The sequence below is a fragment of the Yoonia sp. 208BN28-4 genome, assembly GCF_037543925.1.
In the GTDB taxonomy this organism is placed as follows: Bacteria; Pseudomonadota; Alphaproteobacteria; order Rhodobacterales; family Rhodobacteraceae; genus Yoonia.
The window spans coordinates 250,089-273,506 of record NZ_JBBIFY010000002.1 but is presented as its reverse complement, the minus strand read 5'-3'; the positions used below and the strand labels follow the sequence as shown (position 1 = coordinate 273,506).

The 23,418-nt window shown below is 58.1% G+C and carries 23 protein-coding genes; 13 read left to right on the top strand and 10 right to left on the bottom strand.

From position 1 onward, the window contains the following. Window positions 1-2 precede the first annotated feature (2 nt). The 10 genes from V8J84_RS07445 (at window position 3) to V8J84_RS07400 (ending at window position 11,562) form a co-directional block, all read left to right on the top strand. On the top strand, window positions 3-1,301 hold the full coding sequence (locus V8J84_RS07445) for an NAD(P)/FAD-dependent oxidoreductase (RefSeq protein ID WP_339929640.1): 1,299 nt from the start codon (window positions 3-5) through the stop codon (window positions 1,299-1,301). A gap of 126 nt (window positions 1,302-1,427) precedes the next feature. Next, window positions 1,428-2,453 (top strand): LacI family DNA-binding transcriptional regulator, encoded by a 1,026-nt coding sequence (locus tag V8J84_RS07440; RefSeq protein ID WP_339929638.1) that lies wholly within the window; start codon window positions 1,428-1,430, stop codon window positions 2,451-2,453. A gap of 93 nt (window positions 2,454-2,546) precedes the next feature. After that, the gene (locus V8J84_RS07435; protein ID WP_339929636.1) at window positions 2,547-3,863 is read left to right on the top strand and encodes an ABC transporter substrate-binding protein; all 1,317 of its coding nucleotides are present in this window, start codon (window positions 2,547-2,549) and stop codon (window positions 3,861-3,863) included. A 122-nt stretch (window positions 3,864-3,985) separates the two neighbouring features. Next, complete coding sequence (locus tag V8J84_RS07430) at window positions 3,986-4,852, top strand: carbohydrate ABC transporter permease (protein ID WP_339929634.1); 867 nt, start codon at window positions 3,986-3,988, stop codon at window positions 4,850-4,852. Between the two features lie 2 nt (window positions 4,853-4,854). Beyond that, a complete protein-coding gene (locus V8J84_RS07425) occupies window positions 4,855-5,685 on the top strand; it encodes a carbohydrate ABC transporter permease (RefSeq protein ID WP_339929632.1) in 831 nt (276 codons plus the stop codon). Window positions 5,686-5,697: 12 nt separating this feature from the next. Further along, the gene (locus V8J84_RS07420) at window positions 5,698-6,702 is read left to right on the top strand and encodes an ABC transporter ATP-binding protein (protein WP_339929630.1); all 1,005 of its coding nucleotides are present in this window, start codon (window positions 5,698-5,700) and stop codon (window positions 6,700-6,702) included. Further along, the gene (locus V8J84_RS07415; RefSeq protein ID WP_339929628.1) at window positions 6,702-7,472 is read left to right on the top strand and encodes an L-iditol 2-dehydrogenase; all 771 of its coding nucleotides are present in this window, start codon (window positions 6,702-6,704) and stop codon (window positions 7,470-7,472) included. The genes V8J84_RS07420 and V8J84_RS07415 overlap by 1 nt, the downstream gene beginning before the upstream one ends. Before the next feature lie 29 nt (window positions 7,473-7,501). Then, on the top strand, window positions 7,502-8,968 hold the full coding sequence (locus tag V8J84_RS07410) for a mannitol dehydrogenase family protein (RefSeq protein WP_339929626.1): 1,467 nt from the start codon (window positions 7,502-7,504) through the stop codon (window positions 8,966-8,968). Between the two features lie 84 nt (window positions 8,969-9,052). Continuing rightward, complete coding sequence (locus V8J84_RS07405) at window positions 9,053-10,420, top strand: aminotransferase (RefSeq protein WP_339929624.1); 1,368 nt, start codon at window positions 9,053-9,055, stop codon at window positions 10,418-10,420. Between the two features lie 77 nt (window positions 10,421-10,497). Continuing rightward, on the top strand, window positions 10,498-11,562 hold the full coding sequence (locus V8J84_RS07400; RefSeq protein WP_339929622.1) for a hypothetical protein: 1,065 nt from the start codon (window positions 10,498-10,500) through the stop codon (window positions 11,560-11,562). Window positions 11,563-11,585: 23 nt separating this feature from the next. Here V8J84_RS07400 and phaR read toward each other — a convergent pair whose 3' ends face one another. Further along, window positions 11,586-12,140, bottom strand: a complete 555-nt coding sequence (gene phaR / locus V8J84_RS07395; protein ID WP_339930695.1) for a polyhydroxyalkanoate synthesis repressor PhaR — start codon at window positions 12,138-12,140, stop codon at window positions 11,586-11,588. A 130-nt stretch (window positions 12,141-12,270) separates the two neighbouring features. Between phaR and V8J84_RS07390 the strand changes: the two genes are divergently transcribed. Next, window positions 12,271-13,305 carry an ester cyclase gene (locus V8J84_RS07390; protein WP_339929620.1) on the top strand — a complete coding sequence of 345 codons (1,035 nt, stop codon included), beginning with the start codon at window positions 12,271-12,273 and terminating at the stop codon, window positions 13,303-13,305. An 86-nt stretch (window positions 13,306-13,391) separates the two neighbouring features. Here the strand turns inward: V8J84_RS07390 and V8J84_RS07385 are convergent, their stop codons facing one another. After that, entirely contained in the window at window positions 13,392-13,835 is a 444-nt protein-coding gene (locus V8J84_RS07385; protein ID WP_339929618.1) for a phasin family protein, read from the bottom strand. A 270-nt stretch (window positions 13,836-14,105) separates the two neighbouring features. Between V8J84_RS07385 and V8J84_RS07380 the strand changes: the two genes are divergently transcribed. Further along, entirely contained in the window at window positions 14,106-14,522 is a 417-nt protein-coding gene (locus tag V8J84_RS07380) for a GFA family protein (protein ID WP_339929616.1), read from the top strand. Here the strand turns inward: V8J84_RS07380 and V8J84_RS07375 are convergent. Continuing rightward, window positions 14,519-16,324 (bottom strand): PHA/PHB synthase family protein, encoded by a 1,806-nt coding sequence (locus V8J84_RS07375; protein ID WP_339929614.1) that lies wholly within the window; start codon window positions 16,322-16,324, stop codon window positions 14,519-14,521. The two genes, V8J84_RS07380 and V8J84_RS07375, sit on opposite strands and share 4 nt — an antisense overlap. Window positions 16,325-16,418: 94 nt before the next feature. Here V8J84_RS07375 and phaZ point away from each other — a divergent pair, with 94 nt between their 5' ends. Continuing rightward, the gene (phaZ, locus tag V8J84_RS07370; RefSeq protein WP_339929612.1) at window positions 16,419-17,717 is read left to right on the top strand and encodes a polyhydroxyalkanoate depolymerase; all 1,299 of its coding nucleotides are present in this window, start codon (window positions 16,419-16,421) and stop codon (window positions 17,715-17,717) included. A 4-nt stretch (window positions 17,718-17,721) separates the two neighbouring features. On the opposite strand, the gene V8J84_RS07365 is transcribed toward phaZ, so the two are convergent. The 7 genes from V8J84_RS07365 to V8J84_RS07335 form a co-directional block, all read right to left on the bottom strand. Beyond that, window positions 17,722-18,435 (bottom strand): alpha/beta fold hydrolase, encoded by a 714-nt coding sequence (locus tag V8J84_RS07365; RefSeq protein WP_339929610.1) that lies wholly within the window; start codon window positions 18,433-18,435, stop codon window positions 17,722-17,724. 94 nt (window positions 18,436-18,529) lie between these two features. After that, window positions 18,530-19,387 carry an alpha/beta hydrolase gene (locus tag V8J84_RS07360; protein ID WP_339929608.1) on the bottom strand — a complete coding sequence of 286 codons (858 nt, stop codon included), beginning with the start codon at window positions 19,385-19,387 and terminating at the stop codon, window positions 18,530-18,532. Further along, a complete protein-coding gene (locus V8J84_RS07355) occupies window positions 19,380-20,717 on the bottom strand; it encodes an MFS transporter (RefSeq protein WP_339929606.1) in 1,338 nt (445 codons plus the stop codon). Before V8J84_RS07355 ends, V8J84_RS07360 begins: the two co-directional genes overlap by 8 nt. A 77-nt stretch (window positions 20,718-20,794) precedes the next feature. Further along, complete coding sequence (locus tag V8J84_RS07350; protein ID WP_339929604.1) at window positions 20,795-21,544, bottom strand: alpha/beta fold hydrolase; 750 nt, start codon at window positions 21,542-21,544, stop codon at window positions 20,795-20,797. A 56-nt stretch (window positions 21,545-21,600) separates the two neighbouring features. Then, window positions 21,601-22,158, bottom strand: coding sequence for a hypothetical protein (locus V8J84_RS07345; protein WP_339929602.1), 558 nt, complete (start codon window positions 22,156-22,158; stop codon window positions 21,601-21,603). A gap of 188 nt (window positions 22,159-22,346) precedes the next feature. Beyond that, window positions 22,347-22,592, bottom strand: coding sequence for a hypothetical protein (locus tag V8J84_RS07340; protein ID WP_339929600.1), 246 nt, complete (start codon window positions 22,590-22,592; stop codon window positions 22,347-22,349). Window positions 22,593-22,774: 182 nt separating this feature from the next. Continuing rightward, entirely contained in the window at window positions 22,775-23,368 is a 594-nt protein-coding gene (locus V8J84_RS07335) for a hypothetical protein (RefSeq protein ID WP_339929598.1), read from the bottom strand. Between the last annotated feature and the right edge of the window lie 50 nt (window positions 23,369-23,418).

Sequence of the window (23,418 nt, the reverse complement as noted above, 5' to 3'; positions counted from 1 at the left end):
CCATGAACCCACTTTTCCGCAATGACAAAAAGGGTGAACATCCGGCAAGCTGGTATGCCGCGTCAACGGACCTGCCGCCGCAGCGCCCTGCCCTGAAAGGCGCTGTGACGGCGGATGTCTGTGTGGTCGGGGCCGGATTTACCGGACTGTCAGCGGCGCTCCACCTTGCGCGGCGCGGTCTGTCGGTTGTGGTGCTGGACGCGCATCGGGCGGGGTTTGGCGCATCTGGCCGAAACGGCGGACAGGTCGGGTCGGGCTACAACAAATCGCAGCGGTGGCTTGCCAAGCAACTTGGCCAAGACAACGCCCGCGCCCTTTGGGACATGAGCGAGGAGGCAAAGCAGGATATCCGCGACTTCGCCCGCGACCAGCCCGATATCATGTTCAAACCCGGCGTGGCGCACGGGGCCTATTCGGCGGCAGAGGCAGCCGAGGATCAACGCGATGCCGCTTATCTGCGCGACACCTACGGCTACGACCAGATTGATGATCTGGATCAGGATGCCATGCGCGCGCTGGTCAAAACGCAAAGCTATCACGGCGGCGTTCTAGATCATGGTGCGGGTCACATTCACCCGCTGCGCTATGTGACGCGGCTTGCCGCAGCGGCCGAAGACGCTGGCGCTGTGATCTATGAAGGGTCCGAGGTGCACCGGATTGTCGAGGGTGATCCGGCCAAGGTGCAAACCGGACGCGGTCATGTAATGGCGCGGCATGTTGTGCTGGCCGGAAACGGATACCTGCCCAATATCGTGCCGAAGGTCACGCAGCGGGTCATGCCGATCAACAGCTTTATCTGCGCCACCGCCCCGCTTAGCGACGCGCAAATGGTGCTGGCCCTCGATATCGCGGTGGCTGACAGCAAGTTTGTGGTCAACTACTACCGCATGTCAGAGGATAACCGTTTTTTGTTTGGCGGGCGCGAAAGCTATTCGATCGGATTTCCCAAGGATATCTCGACAGCTTTGGTGCAGCGGATGACATCGCTTTTCCCGCAGCTTGATGGTGTCGGCATTGATTACGTCTGGGGCGGCACATTGGGGATTACCATGTCACGCCTGCCCAGCGTGCAGCGCGTTGCGCCAAACATGATTTCGGCGGCGGGGTTTTCGGGGCATGGCGTGGCCCTGTCAGGATTTGCGGGCAAGGTAATGGCCGAGGCGATTGCAGGTCAGGCAGGCAAGTTTGACACGCTTGCACTACTGCCCGCGCCCAAGTTTCCGGGTGGTGGCGCCTTGCGCGCGCCGCTGCTGACACTGGCAATGTCGTGGTACGCGATGCGCGACCGATTGGGCGTTTGACGACCATCACAGAATTGCCAAACCTCTTTTTCCATTGGTAAAAACTAATTCACCGAAAAGAAAGTTGCTTTTTAACGCGCGACAAGAAACTATTGCCGCACTGTAAGAACGAAAAGCAACAAAACAATGGCACAACAGAAAATCAGAAACATGGAGGAGTTCTCCGCGATCAGCGGCATCTCTCGCCCAACGGTTTCCAAGTTCTTCCACGATCCCGACAGCGTGCGGCTTTCGACGCGTGCGCGGATCGAGGCCGCGATTGAAAAATACGACTATCGTCCGAACATCTTTGCGATGAACCAGAACCGCAAGCTGACAAAGAATGTCGGGATTGTGGTGCCGTTGCTGGCCGACCCCTATTTCGCCGAGATCGCGCGCAATCTGGAACAGAGGTGCCTTGATGCAGGCTATCGCCCGACCCTGTTCAGCGCTCATGGCGACCCCGATCTTGAGGTCGAAGTGCTTGATAACCTGCGGTCCATGAAACCCGCAGGCGTTCTGATTGCGCCCTTGGGGCGCGCGTCCAATGTCAGGGCGCTTGAGAAGTTCAGCGAAGACGTCCCCACGCTTATTTTCGACAGCAGCGTTGAGGAAATCGGGCTTGGCTTTGTGGGATCCGATAATATGCAATTTACGGCGCATATATCGGATTATCTGTGCCGCACGGGTGAGCCGCCCTGCTTTTTCGAAATGAAAACACCGGCAAACCCGAACGCCCACAGGCGTCGGCAAAGCTACCTGAATGCCATGGAGAAGTTCGGATTCACCCCGCAGGTGGTGTCGGTCGAAGGTGAAGGCTGGGCGTTTGAAGAGATTGGACGTCTTGGTGGACACAAGGCCCTGTCCGAAGGTCAGTTCTCGACCAATACGATTCTGTGCAGCAACGACCGTCTGGCCATTGGATTGCTGACCGCCTGCTACGAGCGGGGGATTCGCGTCGGGCGCACGGAAGGCTGCTCGATTCGTGTCGCCGGGCAAGACGGCCACCCCCATTCACGCTACACCTGCCCGCCCCTGACAACCATTTCGCACGACTATGACGCGGTGTCCAAGCATGCCGCAGATGCCCTGTTTGCTGCCATCGATGGCCACGTAGAGCCTTGGAAAAGCACACGTCTTGAGGGCAAGCTCATCATGCGCGACTCCGCGTGACAGCCAATTTCTTTACGCGCGTAAATTTTTTGTTGACGCGGCGTTGACCGATCCTATAGCGTGGCTGCACATCTACTAGGGAGGAATTACCGGATGTCTTTGAAGAGCACACTTCGTGCTGCAACCGCGCTTTCGCTGATCACAGCAAGCAGCGCATTTGCAGACGGCCACTCCGCAACGATCACAATCGCCACCGTAAACAACGGCGACATGATCCGTATGCAGGGTTACACAGACCAGTTCACCGAAGAGACAGGCATTGCTGTCGAGTGGGTCACACTGGAAGAGAACACACTGCGCCAGCGTGTGACAACTGACATCACCACAAACGGTGGTCAGTTCGACATCACAACAATCGGTATGTACGAAGCACCGATCTGGGGCGCAAACGGCTGGTTGGTCCCACTGGACGACATGTCCGACGAGTATGACGCCGCTGACATCCTGCCAGCAATGGCTGGTGGCCTGTCCCACGACGGCACACTGTACGCTGCACCATTCTACGGTGAATCGTCCATGATCATGTACCGCACTGACCTGATGGAAGCTGCTGGTCTGGAAATGCCCGACGCGCCAACATGGGAATTCATCGCAGAGGCAGCAGCCGCGATGACCGACCGTGACGCAGAAATCAACGGTATCTGCCTGCGCGGTAAGGCCGGTTGGGGTGAAGGCGGTGCTTTCATCAACGCAATGGCAAACTCCTTCGGCGCACGCGTTGTCGATGAAGATTGGAACGCACAGCTGGACAGCGAAGCTTGGGCGAACACCCTGAACTTCTACAAGGACATGATGGACGCGTCCGGCCCAACAGGCTACGCAACCAACGGTTTCAACGAGAACCTGTCCCTGTTCAACCAGGGTAAGTGCGGCATGTGGATCGACGCCACAGTGGCTGCGTCCTTCGTGACAAACCCAGACGACAGCGAAGTTGCTGACAGCGTTGGTTTCGCTCTTGCGCCAAACACAGGCCTTGGCAAGAACTCCAACTGGCTCTGGGCTTGGGCACTGGCAATTCCTGCCGGCACACAGCAGCAGGACGAAGCCAAGCAGTTCATCGAGTGGGCAACTGGTAAAGCGTACATCGAAATGGTTGCAGCCAACGAAGGTTGGGCAAACGTACCACCAGGTGCACGTCAGTCGCTGTACGACAACCCAGAGTATCAGGCGGTTCCTTTCGCCCAGATGACACTGGACTCGATCCTGTCGGCTGATCCAACTAACCCAACTGTTGATCCTGTGCCGTACACAGGCGTGCAGTTCATGGCGATCCCCGAGTTCGCAGGTTTCTGGACTGAAGTGAGCCAGGAATTCTCTGCCGCCTACGCTGGTCAGCAGACTGTTGAAGAGGCACTGGCCAAAGGTCAGGACATCGTCAACGAAGCACTGGAAGCTGCTGGTTACCAGTAAGCTCCTCCCCCCAGAGGGTGGCCACGCGCCGCCCTCTGGACATCTCGACCCCCTGTATTTGATAATCGTCTGAAAACAGAGCGCTAAAAACGCGCTTTCTGTTCACAGGAAGGATACATCCAATGGCCACCAAAGCTTCCCGATCCGCCGCAAGACTGATGATGGCACCTGCCGTTATTTTGCTTTTGGGCTGGATGCTGGTTCCGCTGATCATGACGCTGTGGTTTTCATTCCGCACGTATCTGCCCCTGCGTGGTGGCGATCAGGGCTGGACCGGTTTTGACAACTACGTCCGGTTCGTATCCTCCAGTTCATTCTGGCCCGCGGTACAGACAACGCTGATTATCGTGCTGGGTGTCCTCATTATTACCGTCGTTCTTGGCATCCTGATTGCCATGCTTCTGGACCAGCCGATGTGGGGCCAGGGCGTTGTGCGCATCCTCGTGATTGCCCCCTTCTTTGTCATGCCAACCGTGTCCGCACTGGTTTGGAAGAACATGTTCATGGACCCCATCAACGGCTTGTTTGCGCATTTGTTCAGGTTCTTCGGGGCCGAACCCGTCAGTTGGTTGTCCGATCAGGCCATGCCTGCGCTGATCATGATTGTAAGCTGGCAGTGGCTGCCCTTTGCGACCCTGATCTTGCTGACTGCATTCCAGTCGTTGGACAGCGAACAGCTTGAGGCCGCCGAAATGGATGGCGCGCCATTCCACAAACGGTTCTTCTTCATTGTGCTGCCGCACCTGAGCCGGGCAATCACCATCGTGATCCTGATCCAGACCATCTTCCTGCTGGCGATCTTCGCAGAGATCTTCGTGACCACAGGTGGTGCCTTCGGAACGCGCACTTTGTCCTACCTCATCTTCCAGCGCGTGCTGGAAAGCCAGAACATTGGTCTGGGATCCGCCGGTGGCGTCTATGCCATCATCCTTGCAAACATCGTCGCGATTTTCCTGATGCGGATCGTCGGCAAGAATTTGGATAACTGATCATGGCACGCTCTGTTACGTCACAACGCAAACTGATCAACACCGTCTTTGCATGGGCAATCGGCCTGCTGATCTTCTTCCCGATCCTCTGGACTATCCTGACGTCGTTCAAGACCGAGGGTCAGGCCATCGCCAGCCCACCGATCTTTCTGAACTTCGAATGGACGCTGGAAAACTACGCAACTGTTCTGGAGCGGTCGAATTACGCACGGTTCTTGTGGAACTCGATCATCATCGCTGGTGCCTCTACGGTTCTGGGTCTGATTGTCGCCGTCCCCGCCGCATGGTCCATGGCCTTTGTGCCTTCCAAGCGGACCAAAGACATCCTGCTCTGGATGCTCTCGACCAAGATGCTGCCAGCGGTGGGTGTGCTTTATCCGATCTACCTGATCTGCATTCAGCTGGGCATTCTGGATAACCGCGTGGCACTTGTCATCATCCTGATGCTGATCAACCTGCCGATTATCGTTTGGATGCTTTACACCTACTTCCGCGAAATTCCCGGTGAGATCCTGGAAGCAGCACGGATGGACGGGGCCACCTTGAAGGAGGAGATCCTCTACATCCTGACACCGATGGCCATTCCCGGCATCGCGTCAACCTTGCTGCTGAACTTCATTCTTGCTTGGAACGAAGCATTCTGGACCCTGAACCTGACAGCCGTCAACGCGGCGCCACTGACAGCGTTCATCGCCAGCTACTCCTCACCTGAGGGACTGTTCTTTGCCAAGCTGAGTGCTGCATCGACAATGGCCATCGCGCCAATCCTCATCCTTGGCTGGTTCAGCCAGAAACAACTTGTCCGCGGCTTGACCTTCGGCGCAGTGAAATAAGGAACCTGAGATATGGGACAGATACAACTCAAGCAGGTCACGAAGAGCTTTGGTGACGTTCAAGTCATCCCGCCACTTGATCTGACAATCCACGATGGTGAATTCACGGTCTTCGTCGGCCCCTCTGGCTGCGGTAAGTCCACCCTCCTGCGCCTGATCGCAGGTCTGGAAGACATCACTTCGGGCCACATCGAGATCGACGGCAAAGACGCCACTGATCTGGTACCAGCCAAGCGCGGCCTTGCGATGGTGTTCCAGTCATATGCGCTTTATCCGCATATGTCGGTGCGCAAGAACATCGCCTTCCCGCTGCGGATGGCCAAGATGGACCAGTCCGAGATCGACAGCCGCGTGGCAAACGCAGCCAAGATTTTGAACCTGGCCGACTACATCGACCGTCGCCCCGGCCAGTTGTCGGGTGGTCAGCGCCAGCGTGTGGCTATTGGCCGTGCGATTGTGCGCGAGCCTGCTGCCTTCTTGTTCGACGAACCACTGTCGAACCTTGATGCGGCCTTGCGTGTCGGCATGCGGATGGAAATCTCCGAACTGCACAAGAAGCTGGCGACCACCATGGTCTACGTGACGCACGATCAGGTGGAAGCCATGACAATGGCCGACAAGATCGTCGTGCTGCAGGCTGGCGTGATCGAGCAGGTCGGCTCCCCTCTTGAGCTGTATCGCAACCCGCGCAACAAGTTTGTGGCCGGCTTTATCGGTTCGCCAAAGATGAACTTTGTCGATGGTGACGAGGCGATGAAATACGGTGCGCATACAATTGGTATCCGGCCCGAGCACATCGACGTTGTTGAAAGCGGCGGCATGTGGAAAGGCACCGTTGGCGTATCCGAGCACCTTGGGTCCGACACGTTCTTCCACATCCACAACACGGGTCTGGCCGAAACGCTGACAGTGCGCGCGATTGGTGATGTCAAACTCACCCACGGTGACGAAATTCACCTGAACCCGCGCGTCGCCGAAATGCACAAGTTCGACGCTCAAGGCTTGCGTATTTCCTAATGCGCCTTGCTGGAAAGACAGCCCTGATTACCGGTGCCGCACGCGGCATCGGTCTCGCCTTCGCCGCGCGCTATGTGGCAGAGGGGGCGCGCGTCGCTATTGCGGATATCGACATTGATCGCGCGACCAAGGCGGCTGAAAGCCTGGGCGAGAACGCCATCGCAGTGCACGTGAACGTGACCGATCAGGCCAGTATCGACGCGGGCGTAGACCAGACCGTCAAAGCGTTGGGTCAGATCGACATCCTGATCAACAACGCGGCGATTTTCACCGCCGCCCCTATCGCCGAGATCACGCGCGAAGACTATGCGCGCGTGTTTGACATCAACGTCAGCGGCACGCTTTTTACGATGCAGGCCGTGGCACGACACATGATGGATCGTGGCATCAAAGGCCGCATCATCAACATGGCCTCGCAGGCCGGCAGGCGGGGCGAAAGCCTTGTTGCGGTCTACTGCGCCAGCAAGGCTGCTGTGATCAGCCTGACGCAATCGGCAGGTCTGAACCTGATTGCGCACGGAATTAACGTGAATGCTATCGCACCCGGTGTGGTGGATGGCGAACACTGGGACGGCGTGGATGCCTTTTTTGCCAAACACGAAGGCAAGGCACCGGGCCAGAAGAAAAAAGAAGTCGGTGAAGCTGTGCCTTTCGGGAGGATGGGCACTGCGGATGATCTGACAGGCATGGCGGTCTTTCTGGCGAGCGACGACGCCGCTTACGTCGTGGCCCAGACCTACAATGTCGATGGCGGGAACTGGTTAAGCTGATGAATATGCACGTGAAGGGGAGAACGACGATGAAATTGAGCAATGCGACACTCAAGGAATTGCCCGATGCCATTGACGTTCCGACGTATGATCGCAGCGCTTTGACGCCGGGCATCGTCCACATCGGCCTTGGCAATTTTCACCGTGGCCATCAGGCGTGGTATCTGCACCGTCTGATGCAGGACAGCCTTGCACATGATTGGGCGATCATCGGTGCGGGTGTCCGCGAAGGCGATGCGGCACAGCGTGACCGTCTTGCGGCGCAGGATTACCTGACCACGCTGATCGAACTTGATCCCGCCAGCACCTCTGCCGAGGTGATCGGTTCCATGATCGGCTTTGCGCCCGTGGCTGCGGATAACGCGCCGTTGATTGCGCAGATGACCGATCCGGCGATCCGCATTGTGGCACTGACCGTGACCGAAGGCGGCTATTTCATTGATCCCGCCACCAAAGGGTTCGATGCCGCCCACGAAGATATCAAATATGATGCCGCCCACCCTGCCGCACCGCGCACAGCATTTGGTGCGATGATTGCAGCGCTCAAGGCGCGCCGTGATGCGGGCACAGGCCCATTCACCTGCATGAGTTGCGATAACCTGCAAGGCAATGGCGCGATCTTGCGGCAGACCGTCGTGTCCCTCGCCCGTCTGTCGGACCCCGATCTGGCGGACTGGATCGACGCGCACTGTAGCTTCCCCAATTCCATGGTCGATTGCATCGTTCCTGCGACTGGGCCAAACGAACTGGCCTTGGTCAAATCGCTCGGCATTGATGACGCGTCGCCTGTGACGCATGAAAACTATCGCCAGTGGGTGATCGAAGACGACTTCTGCGCGGGCCGCCCTGACTGGGACAAGGTCGGTGCAACGTTCACCAACGACGTGCACGATTTCGAAGCGATGAAAATCCGCGTGCTGAACGGCGGGCACCAGATTATCGCCAACGCAGGTGAACTGCTGTCGATTGAAACCATTGCAGGCTGCATGGCCCACGACGGCATCGCGGCCCTGTTTGAAAAGGTCGCGACAACAGAAATTCTGCCCCATCTGGCCCCTGTGCCGGGGATGAAGCCGACCGACTATGTGACGCTGATCAAAAGCCGCTTTGCCAACCCGCGCATCGTGGACACCACACGGCGTGTGGCCTTTGATGGCGCGTCCCGCCACCCTGGTTTTGTGATCCCGTCCATCCGCGACGGCCTGAAAGCTGGCATATCCGTGACTGGTCTTGCACTGGTCGAGGCCCAATGGGCCCGCATGTGCGCTGGCACCCGCGAGGACGGATCAGAGATTGCACCAAACGATCCGTTCTGGGACGATCTGAACGCCGCCGCACTGGCTGCAAAGGACGATCCGTCGGTCTGGTTGGAACAGCGTCAGTTCTATGGTGATCTGGCCGATCAGCCCGCGTTTGCTGATGCCTTCTCCAAATGGCTGAACATGATCTGGGACCAAGGTCTGGAAGCGACACTTCAGACGTATTTGAACGACTGACGTCGCGCTGTGGCTGCTATGTGGTGATTGCCAAATCACCGCTTTGCGCGATAGCGTTCCAGCATCGCCATTATAGGTCACACCATGAACGACAATTCGCCCAATAGCTGGGAATCCCGCGCGGATGCCCATTCCTTTTACGGTTTCACCGATCTGCCCACGGTCAAGGATCGCGGCACAATCGTGCTGACCCACGGTAAAGGTCCATATGTCTATGATGTGCACGGGCGCGAGTATCTGGATGGCAATTCGGGCCTGTGGAACATGGTCGCAGGCTTTGACCACAAGGGCCTGACCGAAGCCGCAAAGGCACAATACGACCGCTTTCCCGGTTATCACGCCTTCTTTGGCCGGATGTCGGACCAGACGGTGATGCTGTCCGAAAAACTGGTCGAGGTGTCACCGTTTGAGCGGGGCAAGGTGTTCTATACCAACTCCGGGTCCGAGGCGAATGACACGATGGTCAAGATGCTGTGGTTTCTGGGCGGTGCAGAAGGGCACCCGAAAAAGCGCAAGATCCTGACGCGCGTGAATGCCTATCATGGTGTGACGGCGGTCTCGGCATCGATGACAGGTAAGCCGTATAACTCTGTGTTTGGTCTGCCGCTGGACGGCTTCATCCACCTGTCCTGCCCGCACTATTGGCGGTTTGGCAAGGACGGCGAGACGGAGCAGCGGTTCACCCAGCGCATGGCGCAGGAGCTTGAAGACACGATCGCCCGTGAGGGTGCCGACACCATCGCCGGTTTCTTTGCAGAGCCTGTCATGGGCGCTGGCGGTGTCATCCCACCGTCCGAGGGGTATTTTCAGGCGATCCAACCAATTCTCAAAAAGCACGGTATTCCGCTGATTGCTGACGAAGTGATCACCGGCTTTGGTCGCACGGGGAATACGTGGGGCTGCGAAACCTATGATTTTGTACCTGACGCGATCATCTCGTCCAAAAACCTGACGGCTGGTTTCTTTCCGATGGGTGCTGTGATCCTTGGGCCGGACCTGACTGATCATTTGCAGGCCGCGGCCGAGGCGATTGAGGAATTTCCGCATGGGTTCACGGCGTCGGGGCATCCTGTGGGCTGCGCCATCGCGCTGAAAGCGATTGATGTGGTGATGAACGAAGGGTTGCTGGACAACGTCCGCACGCTCACCCCGCTGTTCGAGGAAGGCATGGCGCGGCTGGCCGAGAACCCGAATATCGGGGAATGGCGCGGCAAGGGCCTGATGGGCGCGCTTGAGGCTGTGGCCGATAAGGATACGAAAAAGCCGTTTGACGGATCGCTGTCCGTATCCGAGCGGATCGCCAATGCCTGCACCGATCAGGGCCTGATCTGTCGCCCGCTGGGACAAGCCGTGGTGTTGTGCCCCGCTTTTGTGTTCACGCCGTCCCAGATGGATGAAATGTTCGCCAAGCTGGAACGCGCCCTCAAAGGCGTCTTTGCCGACGTGGCCTAGTCCCCCCGTATTTGGGGGGATGGTGCGACAGCGGCGCAGTCTGCATACCTTGGACAAATTTATCCAAGGATATCAAAATGCTGAAACACTTAACCCTCGCGCTGCCTTTTGTGGGCATCGCGCAATTCGCCGCCGCCGAAATCACGGTTGAGACGTATCAATGCAACGGCGGCGAGATTGAACAAATCGCCGACAGCGTTTTGGACACATACAACAGCGATCTGTGGCTGAACGAATATGGGCGGCCCAGCGACAGCCACATCGTCCTGCGCACCGATCTGCCGCAAGCGATCTGGGCCACGATTGCCGAGGCCGAAGCGTTCTGCGCGGCTCCGACTTATGTCGAGTCTATCCGCTGTGCCGTAAATGGCGAGATTTCGGTCTCGCGTGTGGCTGTTGGCGATATTGCCCGCGCCAAGGAATATAACATTGATCGCTTTGCCCCCGAACACGGGCAACGCATCTACATTGATCAGACCAGCGCAGGCCGCTGGACATCCGAGAGCAACGCACAGCTGGACGAGATCTGCGTCCAGAAGCCGGTGATCGAGATCACCAAGTATTTCTGCACCGCCGAAGGCACGCTTAACATCTTTACGCAAAGCGGCACGGCCGAGCAGCTGACCGTGTGGAACTATATGCAAGAGCCGATGCCAGCAGGTGTCACGGCGATGTATTACGACACGACCACACGGCAAAGCTTCTGGTCGGTCCTGACGCCGGACGAAATGGGCGTGATGTGTGCTGGTGCCGACACAAGCCCTGTCGAGGACGGCCAGTGGGAAATGACGATGTCGGACTTTTCCGCCTCAGCCGATTGTCCCGCTGCAGTTTCCGGCGCGATCCAGGAGCAGGTCGCTGGCCTGACCAAAACCATGGATATCGTCTGGCCCGCACGCTTTAGCCTGAACCCGATGTTCCCCGACACGCAGGCCATGGGCAGTTGGGAAGATCGCGGCGACGGGAACTGGTCGCTTTTGGTGAACCGATTGGAGATGAACGATCAACTTATGTCGCTGGTTGTGTTCAATGCCAGCATCGAAAGCCCCACGCGCATCACGTGGGAAAACAACATCCAACAAGGTGGATTTGGCGTCTGTCAGGTGATCGTCACCGGTGAGCTAAACAAAATCGGGGGGTAAGCCCCGCAGCGTCGAAGGTGGGTCTATTTCCCCATCTTCGATAGCTTGTCCTGCATAGCCTGAAGTTGGGCTTTGATATCATCAAGATCATCGTTGCCGTTTTCAGAGGCACCGGTGTCGCCGGGTGACGCCGCCCCACCCATCATGCCGCCGGTCATCGCTTTCATGAAGGCTTGCTGTTGGGCGCGCATGGCCTCGAACCCCGGCATATTGGCCATCGGGTTCATCGATCCCATGTTTTCCATCGCCTTGGACTGCCCGTCGCGCAGCATCTCAAAGCTGGCCGCGAGGAATTGCGGCACAACGCTAGAGGCCTGCGTGGTATAGCTGCGCACCAGATCGGTCAGGATATCGACGCCCAGCACGCTTTCACCGCGGCTTTCGTGCTCGGCGATGATTTGCAGGAGATACTGCCGTGTCAGGTCATCCCCCGACTTCAGATCAACGATCTGCACCTCGCGGCCCTCGCGGATGAAGGTGGCGATGTCTTCAAGCGTAACGTAGTCGCTTGTCTCGGTATTATAGAGACGGCGGCTGGCGTAGCGTTTGATCAAAAGCGGTTTGTCGGTGGATGCCACGGTCTGTCCCTCCCAAGACATATTGCAGTGCAGAGAAGCCTATGCTGCATCCGCCAAAAAGAAAAGAACTATGGGCCGGTCGGCGAAATTGACGTAATGGCAGGTAAGACCACTGCCGAAGGACGCAAAAATGACCCCCGATCAGATCAAATCCGCAATCGCCCCCTATCAGGCCGCCCTGTCCTGCGTTGACGCCGCATCTGTCCGTGACGCGCTTGACCCTTGCTTTGCACCTGATGCCACGCTGCACCTGTGCCACCCGTTTGGCTCGCTCAATGGTGCGCAGGCCTATCACGCAACCTGTATCGCGCCACTGGTCGATGCGATCCCTGATCTTGAACGGCGCGACATGATCGTGATGGCTGGCACCACGCCAGAGGGTCAGGACTGGGTCGGCACCATGGGCAACTACATGGGCACGATGACAGGCGACTTTCTGGGTATCCCGCCATTGGGGCGGCTGGTGCACATGCGCTATCACGAGTTTTTCCAGATCACAGACGGCAAGATCACCGAAATGCAGGCGATCTGGGATTTGCCAGAGCTGATGATGCAGACAAATGCCTGGCCGATGGCGCCACAGCTGGGGGCCTACCTTTGCACCCCTGCCCCAATGACGCAGGACGGTCTGCGCGTTTCGGGCGACGGACAAGAGGCGGTGGATCATGTGATCGCGATGCTGACGGACCTGTGCAAATATCCTGCCGATCCCGACCCTGCAGTGATGAACCTCGAAACCTACTGGCACCCGCGTTTCAACTGGTATGGCCCTGCAGGGATTGGCACGGCACGCGGGATTTCAGGGTTCCGCAACTGGCACCAGATACCGTTCCTGCGCGGCATGCCGGACCGCAAACTGGATGCGATGGGTGATCTGATGTCGCATTGGGTTGGTGAAGGAAACTACGCCTGTGAAACCGGCTGGCCCAATATGCGGCTGACGCTGTCGGGCGACGGCTGGATGGGGATTGCCCCGTCGGACAAAGAGGTGTTGTTGCGCAGTCTGGACTTCTGGCGGGTCGAAGATGGCCTGATCCGCGAAAACTGGGTGTTGGTCGACCTGCTCGATCTATACGCGCAGATCGGTGTCGATGTGCTGGGTCGCGTGGCCGAGTTCAACAAAGCCCGCAATGTGGGCCGGATCACCGTGCCAAGCGGTATGTAAAACGAAAAAGGCGGCCCGCATTATGCGGACCGCCTTTCAGGAGTGCCGGACTTCAAGGGAGGATCAGTCCGGCGAAATCCTGTGACTTACTTTGCAGTTGCTTTTTTCGCAGCTGTTGTAACTTCTTCAGTGGCTTTCTTTGCGGCAGCCTGCATGTCCTCGGACATGTCTTTGCCAGCGGCCATCATCAGTTCCATTGTCTGTGTCTGGACCTTTTTCGCGATCTCGGCGAAAGCGGACATGTGCTCGGCAGCAGCTTCAGCGTTTGCAGTTGCGAAGTCTGTCATTGCTTTTGCGTAGTCAGCAGGTTCTGCCTTGGCTTTGGACATGTCCTGCAGCTTTGTCAGTGTGTCCTGTGTCCACTTTGCGGACAGGTCTGTCGACTTGCCAGCAGCGTCGATTGCGACTGCGGACATTTTCTCGGCCAGTGTTGTCTGGGATTTGAAAGCATCGTCGAATGCTTTTGTGTCAACTGGGAAAGAACCCATCATGTCTTTGAAGACTGCGGTGAAATCTTGTGTCTTAGCCATTGTAAACAACCTTTCAGGTTACTTGGTGTGTCTCGCGGGGGGAGGACCCGCTGTTCTCGTCTGACACATAGATACATGCTGCACTGCGGCATTTCAAGTATTTTCTGCACTGCAGCATAGATTTTTTCTGCAGGTGCATAATGCCCTGATTTAACTGTAAAACAACGGCGCTGACGCGCCTTTTTCCCGATTCCACCGTAAATTTTTTGCCCTTGTAAGCCCATTCCAACTTCGCAAATCTGCCTTTAGGGCAAGACAAGGATGCAGATCATGGCCGACTCAACCCACAAGGGAAAATGTCATTGCGGCGCTGTGCAATTCGAAACCACGCTGACCGGTGGCACATCAGCCCCAAGGCGCTGCAACTGTTCGTTTTGCGCCATGCGGGGTGCGGTGGCCTTTACCGCACAACTGGATCAATTCACGATTACCAAGGGCGATAGCAACCTGACGCTTTACCAGTTCAACACCCGCACTGCTGAGCACTATTTCTGCAAGACATGCAGGATATACACCCACCACCGCAGGCGGTCGAACCCGAACGAATACGGTGTGAACGCGGCCTGCCTTGAAGGGATCAGCCCGTTTGATTTTCCCGATGTGCCGGTCAACGAGGGGCAGATCCATCCCAGCGATGATCCTGATGCGCCCCAGATCGCGGGGGTATTGCGCTACATCAAAACCTAGGTGGGCCGCTCGCCTTTGACATAGCTGCCGGGTGCGGGTTCCAGCACGGGATGTGTCGCATCGCCCGGCGTGCGTGCGGGCACCTTTTTACCGGACTTTTTCGACAGCCACTTATGCCAGCGCGGCCACCACGATCCTGCGTGATGGTCGGCATCCGCCTGCCAGTCTTCCGGCGTGAGGCCCAGCTCGGGGTTGGTATAGTGTCCGTATTTGTTTTTGCTGGGCGGATTGACGATACCCGCAATGTGCCCGCTTTCGGACAGGACAAAGGTTTTGTCCTTTGATCCCATCTTTTGCACGCCGCGATAGCTGCTTTTCCAAGCGGCGATGTGATCGGTTTCACAGGCGATGGCGCAGACAGGCACCTTCACCTCGGACAAATGGACCGTGGTATCGGCAATGGGAAATCCGTCCGTCGCCAGCTTGTCGTCCTGACACAGCCCGCGCAGATATTCGACGGACATCTTTGCAGGCAGGTTGGTGCCGTCGCCGTTCCAATACAGCAGGTCAAAGGCAGGTGGTGCCTTGCCCAGCATGTAGCTGTTGATCGCAGGGCCGTAGATCAGATCGCGCGAGCGCAGGAAGCTGAACGTGCGCGACATGTAGAATGACGACAGGATACCGCTGTCGTTCACCTCGGCCTCGATCCCGTCAACGAAATCATCGTCGAGGAACACACCCACTTCGCCGCGATCCGAGAAATCTGTGAGCGTTGTAAAGAACGTGGCGGCGTTAACAGACGTATCTTTGCGCTGCGCCATCAGCCCCAGCGTGATTGACAGCGTGGTCCCAGCGATGCAATAGCCCACCGCATTGACCTTTTTGACATCGCAGATCTTTTTGACCTGCGCGATCGCGGTCAGATAGCCGTCTTCGACATAATCGGTCATGGCCGTATCGCGATAGCTGGCGTCGGGGTTCACCCACGACACGATGAAGACGGTATAGCCCTGCTCTACCGCCCATTTGATCATGCTGTTCTGCGGTTTCAGGTCAAGGATGTAGAACTTGTTGATCCACGGCGGAAAGATCACCAGCGGCGTCTTGTAAACCTGCTCTGTCACGGGCGTATACTGGATTAGCTCGAACATGTGGTTGCGGAACACGACCTGCCCGGGCGTGGTGCCAAGGTTTTTGCCGACGGAAAACGCCTGCTTATCGGCCAGCGTGACGACAAGCTCTCCGTTGTTGGCCTCAAGGTCGTTGATCATGTTTTCAAGACCTTTGATCAGGCTTTCGCCTTCGGTCTCGGCGGCGAGCGACAGCGCCTCGGGGTTGGTGGCCAGAAAATTGGTCGGGCTGAACATATCGATGATCTGCTGACCGAAATATTCCAGCCGCTTCTTTTCCTCGCCGTCCATCGTATCGATATCGGCGATTGCGGTCTGAACGGCTTCGGCGTTCATCAGATATTGTTGTTTGATGTAGTTAAAGTAGGGGTTCGTCTCCCACATCTCGTGACCAAAGCGGCGGTCGGCGGGTGTTTCGTCTGTGGGTGGCTCCATCTTGCCTTGGGCCAGCACGTGCTGGGCTTCTACAAAATGCTTTACCGATTTGGACCAATAGGACAGCTGATGTTCGATAATCTTGCCCGGATTATTCATCATTTCGGTCATGTAGGCCGTTGCTGCTTGTGCATAAAGCTCTGGCGATGGACCCTGCAATGATGCCGGAGATTGCTTTTTCTGCGCCATCGCAGCCAGCAGACGTTGGGTCAATTCCTCGATCCGCCCCAGATTTGCCTCTAGTTTTGTCACATTTTGGGCAGATGTTGTGTCGGGTGCTGAATCATCGGTTGTCATGGTCGGCCAGTCCTCCTACCGTGCATGTGCAGCATTTGTCAGGTGACAGGTTTTGCCAGATGAGCGGCAGCAACATGCAGGAGTTACGTTTCCAATGAAGTATATGATGACCTACGACATGATGGAAGGCATCCGGAATACAAATCAATGGCTTGGTGCAACAGCAAGAGCCTTTGCCGCCTATCCAGTGATGTCGATGACCGCGAACCCTGCAATGGACTGGCTGGGTGCCTGGGGCGAAGTGACAGAGCGCACGTTCAGCCGCATGGTTGTGAAACCCGACTGGAACATCCCCCCCGTCACAGGCCAAAGCGGCCGCGATTTCCCTGTGGTTGTCGAAACCGTGATGGAAAAGCCGTTTGGCGATTTGATTCATTTCACCATGCCGGGCCGCGATGTGCGCAAGCGCCGTGTGCTGCTGGTCGCCCCGATGTCGGGACACTACGCCACGCTTTTGCGCAAGACAGTCATCAGCCTGCTGCCCGACTGCGAAGTTTACGTCACCGATTGGCACAACGCGCGCGACATTCCTGTCAGTGCGGGTAAGTTCGATGTTGAGGACTACACGCTCTATCTGGTCGATTTCATGCGCGAGCTGGGTAGCGACATTCACGTCATTGCCGTGTGCCAGCCTGCCCCGCTGACACTGGCTGCGACGGCCTATCTTGCCGAAGAAGACCCAGACGCGCAGCCGCTGTCGCTGACCCTGATCGGTGGTCCGATTGATCCTGACGCCGCCGCCACGGACGTCACAGATTTTGGCCGCCGCGTCACGATGGGCCAGTTGGAACAGACGATGATCCAGCGTGTCGGCTTCAAATATGCGGGCGTGGGGCGCATGGTCTATCCCGGTTTGTTGCAGCTGGCGTCGTTCATTTCGATGAACAGTGAAACGCACACCAACGCCTTCCGCGACCAGATCATTCGCACCGCCAAGGGCGAGGCTTCAGAACATGACAAGCACAACGCATTCTACGACGAATATCTGGCCGTGATGGACATGCCAGCCGAGTTCTATCTGTCCACGGTGGAACGCGTGTTTAAAGATCGTGACATCGCGCGCAATGACTTTGTCGTCGATGGCCGCCGCGTGGATATCGGCAAGATCACCACTGTCGCCGTCAAAATTGTCGAGGGCGAGGACGATGATATCTCGGCCCCCGGTCAGTGTCTGGCCGCACTTGATCTACTGACGGGCCTGCCCGACAGCAAGAAGGCCGCACATCTTGAGCCCGGTGCGGGCCACTATGGCATTTTCGCGGGATCAAGCTGGCGCAACAACATCCGCCCGCTGGTGCTCGATTTCATTGATGCCAACGCAAGCGACACGCCAAAGGCCAAAAGCAAATCCGCGCCAAAGGCCAAAGACCCCAAGGTCGTCGCGCTAAAGTAAGCGCCTAGCGCAGCACAAACGGCTCGGCCATCCAGCTTTGCAGGATGGCCGTGCTGCGATTGGGCCGCTCCAGCGTCGGCAGATGCGCGGCATCTGGCAGAACCTCAAGCTTTGCATAGGGGATCATGTCCGCCATGAATTCGTGCCGCCGCACGGTATTCTGGGTATCATGGTCACCACACATAATCAGGGCTGGCACCTTGATCTTGCGCAGAACATCCTGCTGATCGGGCCTGCGCTGCATCGCGCGGGCCTGTTTCACATAAGCGGTGGGGCCAAGCCCGTGCGCCATATCCTGCACCAGTGCTGCCACCTCGGGCCGGTTGGCGGTGGGTGCCAGTGCCGCAGGTGCCAGTTCATGCGCAATCACGTCATTCATCCGGCCTGCGCGTGCTGCAATAATCAGCGGTTCGCGGTTGGCGGCCACGTCAGGCGTATCTGCCTGCGGGTTTGTCGCAATCAGCGCGATCCGCGTGATCCGGCCCGGTGCGCGGCGAAACAGCTCCATCGCGATCATCCCGCCCATGCCCATGCCTGCCAGAGCAAAACGCGACGGCGCGCTATCCAGAATGGTCGATGCGATCTCGCTGATCCGCTCGCCGTGTCGGGTGACGGCAAACAGAACGCTGTGCTGCGCTGAAATCGCAGACATTTGCGGCGCAAAAACGCGCGCGTCGCACAGGATTGGCGGAATAAGAACAAGGGTTTCGCTGGTCATGCCTGAGGCCTTTTGTGGGTCCCCGACGTCGTTGCATGCGTCAGGGTGCAATCCCTTCTAGGCCCCATCTGCCGGTTACCGCAAGACCCGACCGCTAAAGCGTGCGCACCCAGTCAATTATCCGCGCAGCCAAGGGGGCGGTCTGTTTGGGACTGAACACATCGCCGGCCATCACGTGCCCCATCGCATCATCATCAGGCCCCTGCACGAGCGGCACATGCGTGACCGGCCCGCCCCAGCGTTTAAGCACGCGGTGAATTGAACCCGCGTTGACCACCTGATCGGTTTCGGTGAATGCCGCCAGTGTCGGCGTGGTCAGGTCTTCCAATTTGGCCGCTTTGGCAGCACGCACAGCCTGCCCCATCGGATTGACGGCACGGATCGGATAGCGCGTGGTCCAGAATTGCGCGTGTCCGGGGCTTTGCACCTCAAACTCGCGGGTGGCACCTGCGACCAGATGGCCCCAGCGATCCGAGAACGGCGCATCCAGCACGGCTTGAGCGATCCGGTGCGCCAGCCCGTAGTTGGGGGATACCTGAACAAAGCCCTTGATCTGCGCGCCCGCCGTCAGCGCAAGTGTTGTAAGCGTGCAGCCGGTGGAACAGCCAATGACAATCACCTCGTCACCGATGGTCTGACCGATCTCAAGCGCCTCGGCCGTGTCATCAAGCCACGCCTGTAACGTGGCCTCACCCATGGCAGCACCGTCCTGCCCGTGACCTGTCAGTCGCGTAAAAAACAAGTTCGCGCCAAGTCCCTCGGCGACCAGATCGGGCAAGGGCCGCAGTTCGCCGCAGGACGCGGAAAACCCGTGGATAAAAATGACGGACAGCGCCGTTTTTGCGCCCGGTTGGCCTGCCCAGACCACCTGCTTCTGACAGCCCGCACGCAGACGCGGCACAAGGCTTTCGGCGCGATCAAGGTCGTCGGTCAGGGTCGAAATGTCAGGCATGAAGGCGGCGCACCAATGGTTGATAGATTGCAATCAAACCTAGGACCGCCACCAGCAAAATACCAGCGGGCACCAATGTGATCGCGGTTTGCAGTGCGGCCAATGCCGTGTCACTTTGCGGTGCCACGCCGTCACGCGTCTCTTGCCAGCCTGCCACAGACAGGATCAGGCCAAGCAGGGCGGGTGCAGCGGCGTTGGCCAGCTTTTGCCCAAAGAGCCAGACAGCTGAAAACGCCCCTTCAATCGCGGCCCCTGTCTGGTTGCGGGTCACATCCATCAGGTCGGGGTAAATCGCCCAAGGGATCTGCTGATACGCGCCGTTCGTCATGCCCGCCAAGACAAACATGCCAGCAATCGCGGTCACGTTGACCGATGGCAGGACGGTATAGAGGCCATAAAGCAGGACAGCATACAGGCACAGGCCGATCACCAGCGCTGTCACCTTGCCCAGCGCGTGGGACAAAAGGACCCAGATCGCCTGACTGAGAATGGAGCCCACGACAAAGGCCGCGAACATCAGGCTGAGGGTGGTCAGCGCCGCCGCGGCCCCCGACAGCATCGTATCACCACTGTCCACGATCAGATAAATGGCCGCAAAGGGCAGGCCCGCCGTAATCAGCGCGATCGCAAGCGTCATTACGCCGTAGAGGATCACCAGCACGACAAAGGGTTTGTTGGTGAAGACGAGACCATACATGCCGCGCAGTGATACCTTTGCTGCATCCGCAACGCGGGGTGCCTTTCGCGTGGACCACAGCGATAACCACACCGCCCCCACAATCAGCGGCGTCACCGTCAGGGCTGCCATGGCATAGCCCATTCCGCCAGCAAGTCCGGGGATCACCGCGCCGCCCACAAGGATGCCGATGCTGGCAAATCCCATGCGCCAGCCTGTCATGGTCGACCGCTCTTTGGGGTCTTGCGTGATCTCGCCCGCTTGGGCGCCATAGGGAATGGCGACCATCGTAAATCCGATTGTCGCAAGGATGAAAAAGCCTGTGACCCATGCCAGATTGCCGGTTTGCCCCAAGCCTTCTGGCACGGCAAAAAGTGCGACCATTGCCGCCGCCATCACAACCGCGCCGGTGGCCATCCACGGCGCGCGTCTGCCAAAGCGGCTTTGCGTGGCATCAGACAGATACCCGACAAGCGGATCGGTGATCATGTCAAAGACCAGCACAGCCGTCGTCACCAGACCGGCAATGCCAACCGGTACCCCAAGGTAGGAAGTCAGAAACGCTAGGATCAGCAGTTGCTTGACCACCACAAAGACGACCACGCCCATGTCGGCCAGTCCCCAGCCTGCTTTTTGAAGTGTGCTTAGTGCCATGACGGTCCCCTCCCAAGGCGTTTGCGCGACCTTAGGGGCGGTGTCTGATTGCACAAAGCGTGACGTGGCGTTGTGGTCTATGCGTCTATCACGTCGCGCACGGACTGCACGATCAGATCAAGGCAGGTGTCGTCGGAGAAGCGGTGATCGGCCCCGTCCACAAGTGTCAGGCGCATGTCTGGTCCGTCCGCATGATCCAGCAGGCGCAGCGCCACCGACATCTTCACATCCGCATCCGCTGTGCCTTGCAAGAACCGCACCGGAAACGGGAGCGCCAGCGGCTCTCGCAGGACAAGCCGGTTACGCCCTTCGGTGATCAGACGCTCGGTGATGATGTAGGGATCGCCATAGTCCGACGGCAAAGCCACCTGCCCCGCGCTGGCCAGTTCATCGCGCTGTGCCGCGTCAAATCCTGCCCACATGCTGTCTTCGGTGAAATCGGGCGCGGCTGCGATTGTGACCATGCCTGCAATCCGCTCTGGCATCTGGCGGGCAACCAAGAGCGAAATCCAGCCGCCCATGGACGACCCCACAAGGATCACCTTGCCAGCGATCAGCCCTAGTGCCGCACAGGCATCCTCAAACCAGTCGCCAATCGCACCATCGGTGAACGCCTCGGAGCTTTGTCCGTGGCCGGAATAGTCGAACCGGAGGAAAGCACGCCCCTCGCGCTTGGCCCAAGCCTCAAGATGGATGGCTTTCGTGCCTTCCATGTCGGATTTAAAGCCGCCAAGAAAGACAATCGCGGGGCCGGTGCCATCGGTCAGATGATAGGCAAGCCTGCGGCCTTGCGGGGTGACGAATGTGGGTGTGTCGCTTTGTGTCATGGTCCGAAATCATCACACCGGACAATGCATCGCAAGCCCCCGCGTGCAGGTGCCGCCTAGCGCGACAGTTCGGCTTGTCCGGTGACGCCAACCGGATTGCCATCCGACAGTGCCGTGCCGCGCAGATTGCCTGACAGGTATTGCGCTGCCGCGCCAAAGAACGTGCCCGTGTAGCTTAGGTCATAAGTGACGTCATCGCCCCCGCCACGCGCGAGGTTGCCATCAAGGTCCAGCGCCAGATCAACCGTTTCCACCCCGAGCGAGGTTTCGGACGTGATCTGCCCGCCAGTTGCAGAAAGTGTGCCGCTGTAAGCGCCCCCCGACAAATCCTGAAAGAGATCCGCTGTGCCGCTGACCTGTCCGGCGGCGGTGAAATCAACGTCCACTTCAAGCCTCCCGACGATCGTTGGCAGATCGCCTGCGTCGATCAGAACTGCTCCGGAATATTGCGCCAGCGAGGCGGGCAGCCCACGGCTTGGCGTCAGCGGCGCCATGGCCGCTTCGCCTCCCAGACGGCGCAGGATGTCGATACCGTCGTCAAAGCGGGCGATGGATGGTGGTTTTGCCGTCATGGAGGTATCGCCGCCCGATCCGCCACAACCAGCTGTCAACACGGGAAGGCAAGCGATCAGCGCCATGCGCAAAATTGGCTTTTGAAGCGTAATGGATCGCATTTCAGGCTCCGACAGGCGGCCAGTCACGGGCCACGACAAACGAAAACGCCGCAGGCCAATCCTGCGGGCTTCGTCCGATCAGACGGCACCATGGTTAAGAATGCGTTAATCCGAGAGCAGCGACAGCATTAGCCGCTGACGTAAACCGCCTTTTTGGGACGGTAAAAAATCTTCTGGTTATGAAGACGTCCCAAAAGACCTTCGTTCTCGCGCTGGTCCCCTTCGACAACGCGGATCGCCTCAAGGTGGGCGGGGTTTTCTTCTGACAAAGCCAGACGCATGTTCGACAATTCGCGACCGCGCGCGCGCAGCGCCTCTTCGATCAGGGCGACGTCATTGATGCTCAGTTCAAAAGTGCGGTTATAGGCAGCCATTCAAATACTCCCGGGGTTTTCCCTTTTGACGACGATGCGTTTCCGATTGGAAACGATGTGTCGCTTTTAGCAAGCGGGGTGTCGCATGCAAGGTCTATCTGGGTATACAATCTTGGCAATCCGCATCCTGCAAAGGGGCAGACACATCGGCTGACCCTTTGGCAGGCGTCGCGTGATTGTATTCAGCGCAACCCAGACGTACGCAGGAACACAAATTTCGGGCTGCTGCCTTCGCTTGTGGACTGGCCCGTGCTGATTGTCTCAAGCCCCTCGGCATCGTCGCCTAGGTATTCGCTCCTTGTCACGAACAGTTCGTAGTCGCGCGTTTCGCCTGAAGATCGTGTGATTGAACCGGTGATGGCTTCTGTTGTTGCGTCATAGGTCAGCCCGCCATCAACTGCGCGCGCTGACTGTTCAAACCGGAGGTCGCTGTCGGAGCTCAGCGATTCGGGGGCAACCTCAAACAAATCTGTAACGGACGCCACAATGTCATCGGCGTCAGCAAAATTGACTGTGACGGTCGAGGCGCCGACAACGGCATATTCTGCCTGACTTGCAAATGAAGACGGCGCTTCACCCAGAACCGCGATCCCCTCGTAAGTCGCCGTGCCAGACGGCAAGTCCCGCAATGGCGTAGAGTCAAGATCGCGCAGCGCGAGTGTGACACGTTCCCCGGTGCCACGCAGTTGATCGAACCCAATGCCAGACGATGACCCGCCACAAGCTGACAGGGTTCCGACACAGATCAGGGCGGGCAGAGACAATTTGAAAGTCATGAAGTGAGGTCCGTAGGATAAGGGTTTTGTGTGGCGCTTAGATGGCACGG

What these genes read in the sequence shown, in the direction of transcription:
- V8J84_RS07445 (WP_339929640.1), top strand. Translation starts at nt 3, where the DNA reads ATGAACCCACTTTTCCGCAATGACAAAAAGGGTGAACATCCGGCAAGC.
- V8J84_RS07440 (WP_339929638.1), top strand. Translation starts at nt 1,428, where the DNA reads ATGGCACAACAGAAAATCAGAAACATGGAGGAGTTCTCCGCGATCAGC.
- V8J84_RS07435 (WP_339929636.1), top strand. Translation starts at nt 2,547, where the DNA reads ATGTCTTTGAAGAGCACACTTCGTGCTGCAACCGCGCTTTCGCTGATC.
- V8J84_RS07430 (WP_339929634.1), top strand. Translation starts at nt 3,986, where the DNA reads ATGGCCACCAAAGCTTCCCGATCCGCCGCAAGACTGATGATGGCACCT.
- V8J84_RS07425 (WP_339929632.1), top strand. Translation starts at nt 4,855, where the DNA reads ATGGCACGCTCTGTTACGTCACAACGCAAACTGATCAACACCGTCTTT.
- V8J84_RS07420 (WP_339929630.1), top strand. Translation starts at nt 5,698, where the DNA reads ATGGGACAGATACAACTCAAGCAGGTCACGAAGAGCTTTGGTGACGTT.
- V8J84_RS07415 (WP_339929628.1), top strand. Translation starts at nt 6,702, where the DNA reads ATGCGCCTTGCTGGAAAGACAGCCCTGATTACCGGTGCCGCACGCGGC.
- V8J84_RS07410 (WP_339929626.1), top strand. Translation starts at nt 7,502, where the DNA reads ATGAAATTGAGCAATGCGACACTCAAGGAATTGCCCGATGCCATTGAC.
- V8J84_RS07405 (WP_339929624.1), top strand. Translation starts at nt 9,053, where the DNA reads ATGAACGACAATTCGCCCAATAGCTGGGAATCCCGCGCGGATGCCCAT.
- V8J84_RS07400 (WP_339929622.1), top strand. Translation starts at nt 10,498, where the DNA reads ATGCTGAAACACTTAACCCTCGCGCTGCCTTTTGTGGGCATCGCGCAA.
- V8J84_RS07390 (WP_339929620.1), top strand. Translation starts at nt 12,271, where the DNA reads ATGACCCCCGATCAGATCAAATCCGCAATCGCCCCCTATCAGGCCGCC.
- V8J84_RS07385 (WP_339929618.1), bottom strand. Translation starts at nt 13,835, where the DNA reads ATGGCTAAGACACAAGATTTCACCGCAGTCTTCAAAGACATGATGGGT.
- V8J84_RS07380 (WP_339929616.1), top strand. Translation starts at nt 14,106, where the DNA reads ATGGCCGACTCAACCCACAAGGGAAAATGTCATTGCGGCGCTGTGCAA.
- V8J84_RS07375 (WP_339929614.1), bottom strand. Translation starts at nt 16,324, where the DNA reads ATGACAACCGATGATTCAGCACCCGACACAACATCTGCCCAAAATGTG.
- phaZ (WP_339929612.1), top strand. Translation starts at nt 16,419, where the DNA reads ATGAAGTATATGATGACCTACGACATGATGGAAGGCATCCGGAATACA.
- V8J84_RS07365 (WP_339929610.1), bottom strand. Translation starts at nt 18,435, where the DNA reads ATGACCAGCGAAACCCTTGTTCTTATTCCGCCAATCCTGTGCGACGCG.
- V8J84_RS07360 (WP_339929608.1), bottom strand. Translation starts at nt 19,387, where the DNA reads ATGCCTGACATTTCGACCCTGACCGACGACCTTGATCGCGCCGAAAGC.
- V8J84_RS07355 (WP_339929606.1), bottom strand. Translation starts at nt 20,717, where the DNA reads ATGGCACTAAGCACACTTCAAAAAGCAGGCTGGGGACTGGCCGACATG.
- V8J84_RS07350 (WP_339929604.1), bottom strand. Translation starts at nt 21,544, where the DNA reads ATGACACAAAGCGACACACCCACATTCGTCACCCCGCAAGGCCGCAGG.
- V8J84_RS07340 (WP_339929600.1), bottom strand. Translation starts at nt 22,592, where the DNA reads ATGGCTGCCTATAACCGCACTTTTGAACTGAGCATCAATGACGTCGCC.
- V8J84_RS07335 (WP_339929598.1), bottom strand. Translation starts at nt 23,368, where the DNA reads ATGACTTTCAAATTGTCTCTGCCCGCCCTGATCTGTGTCGGAACCCTG.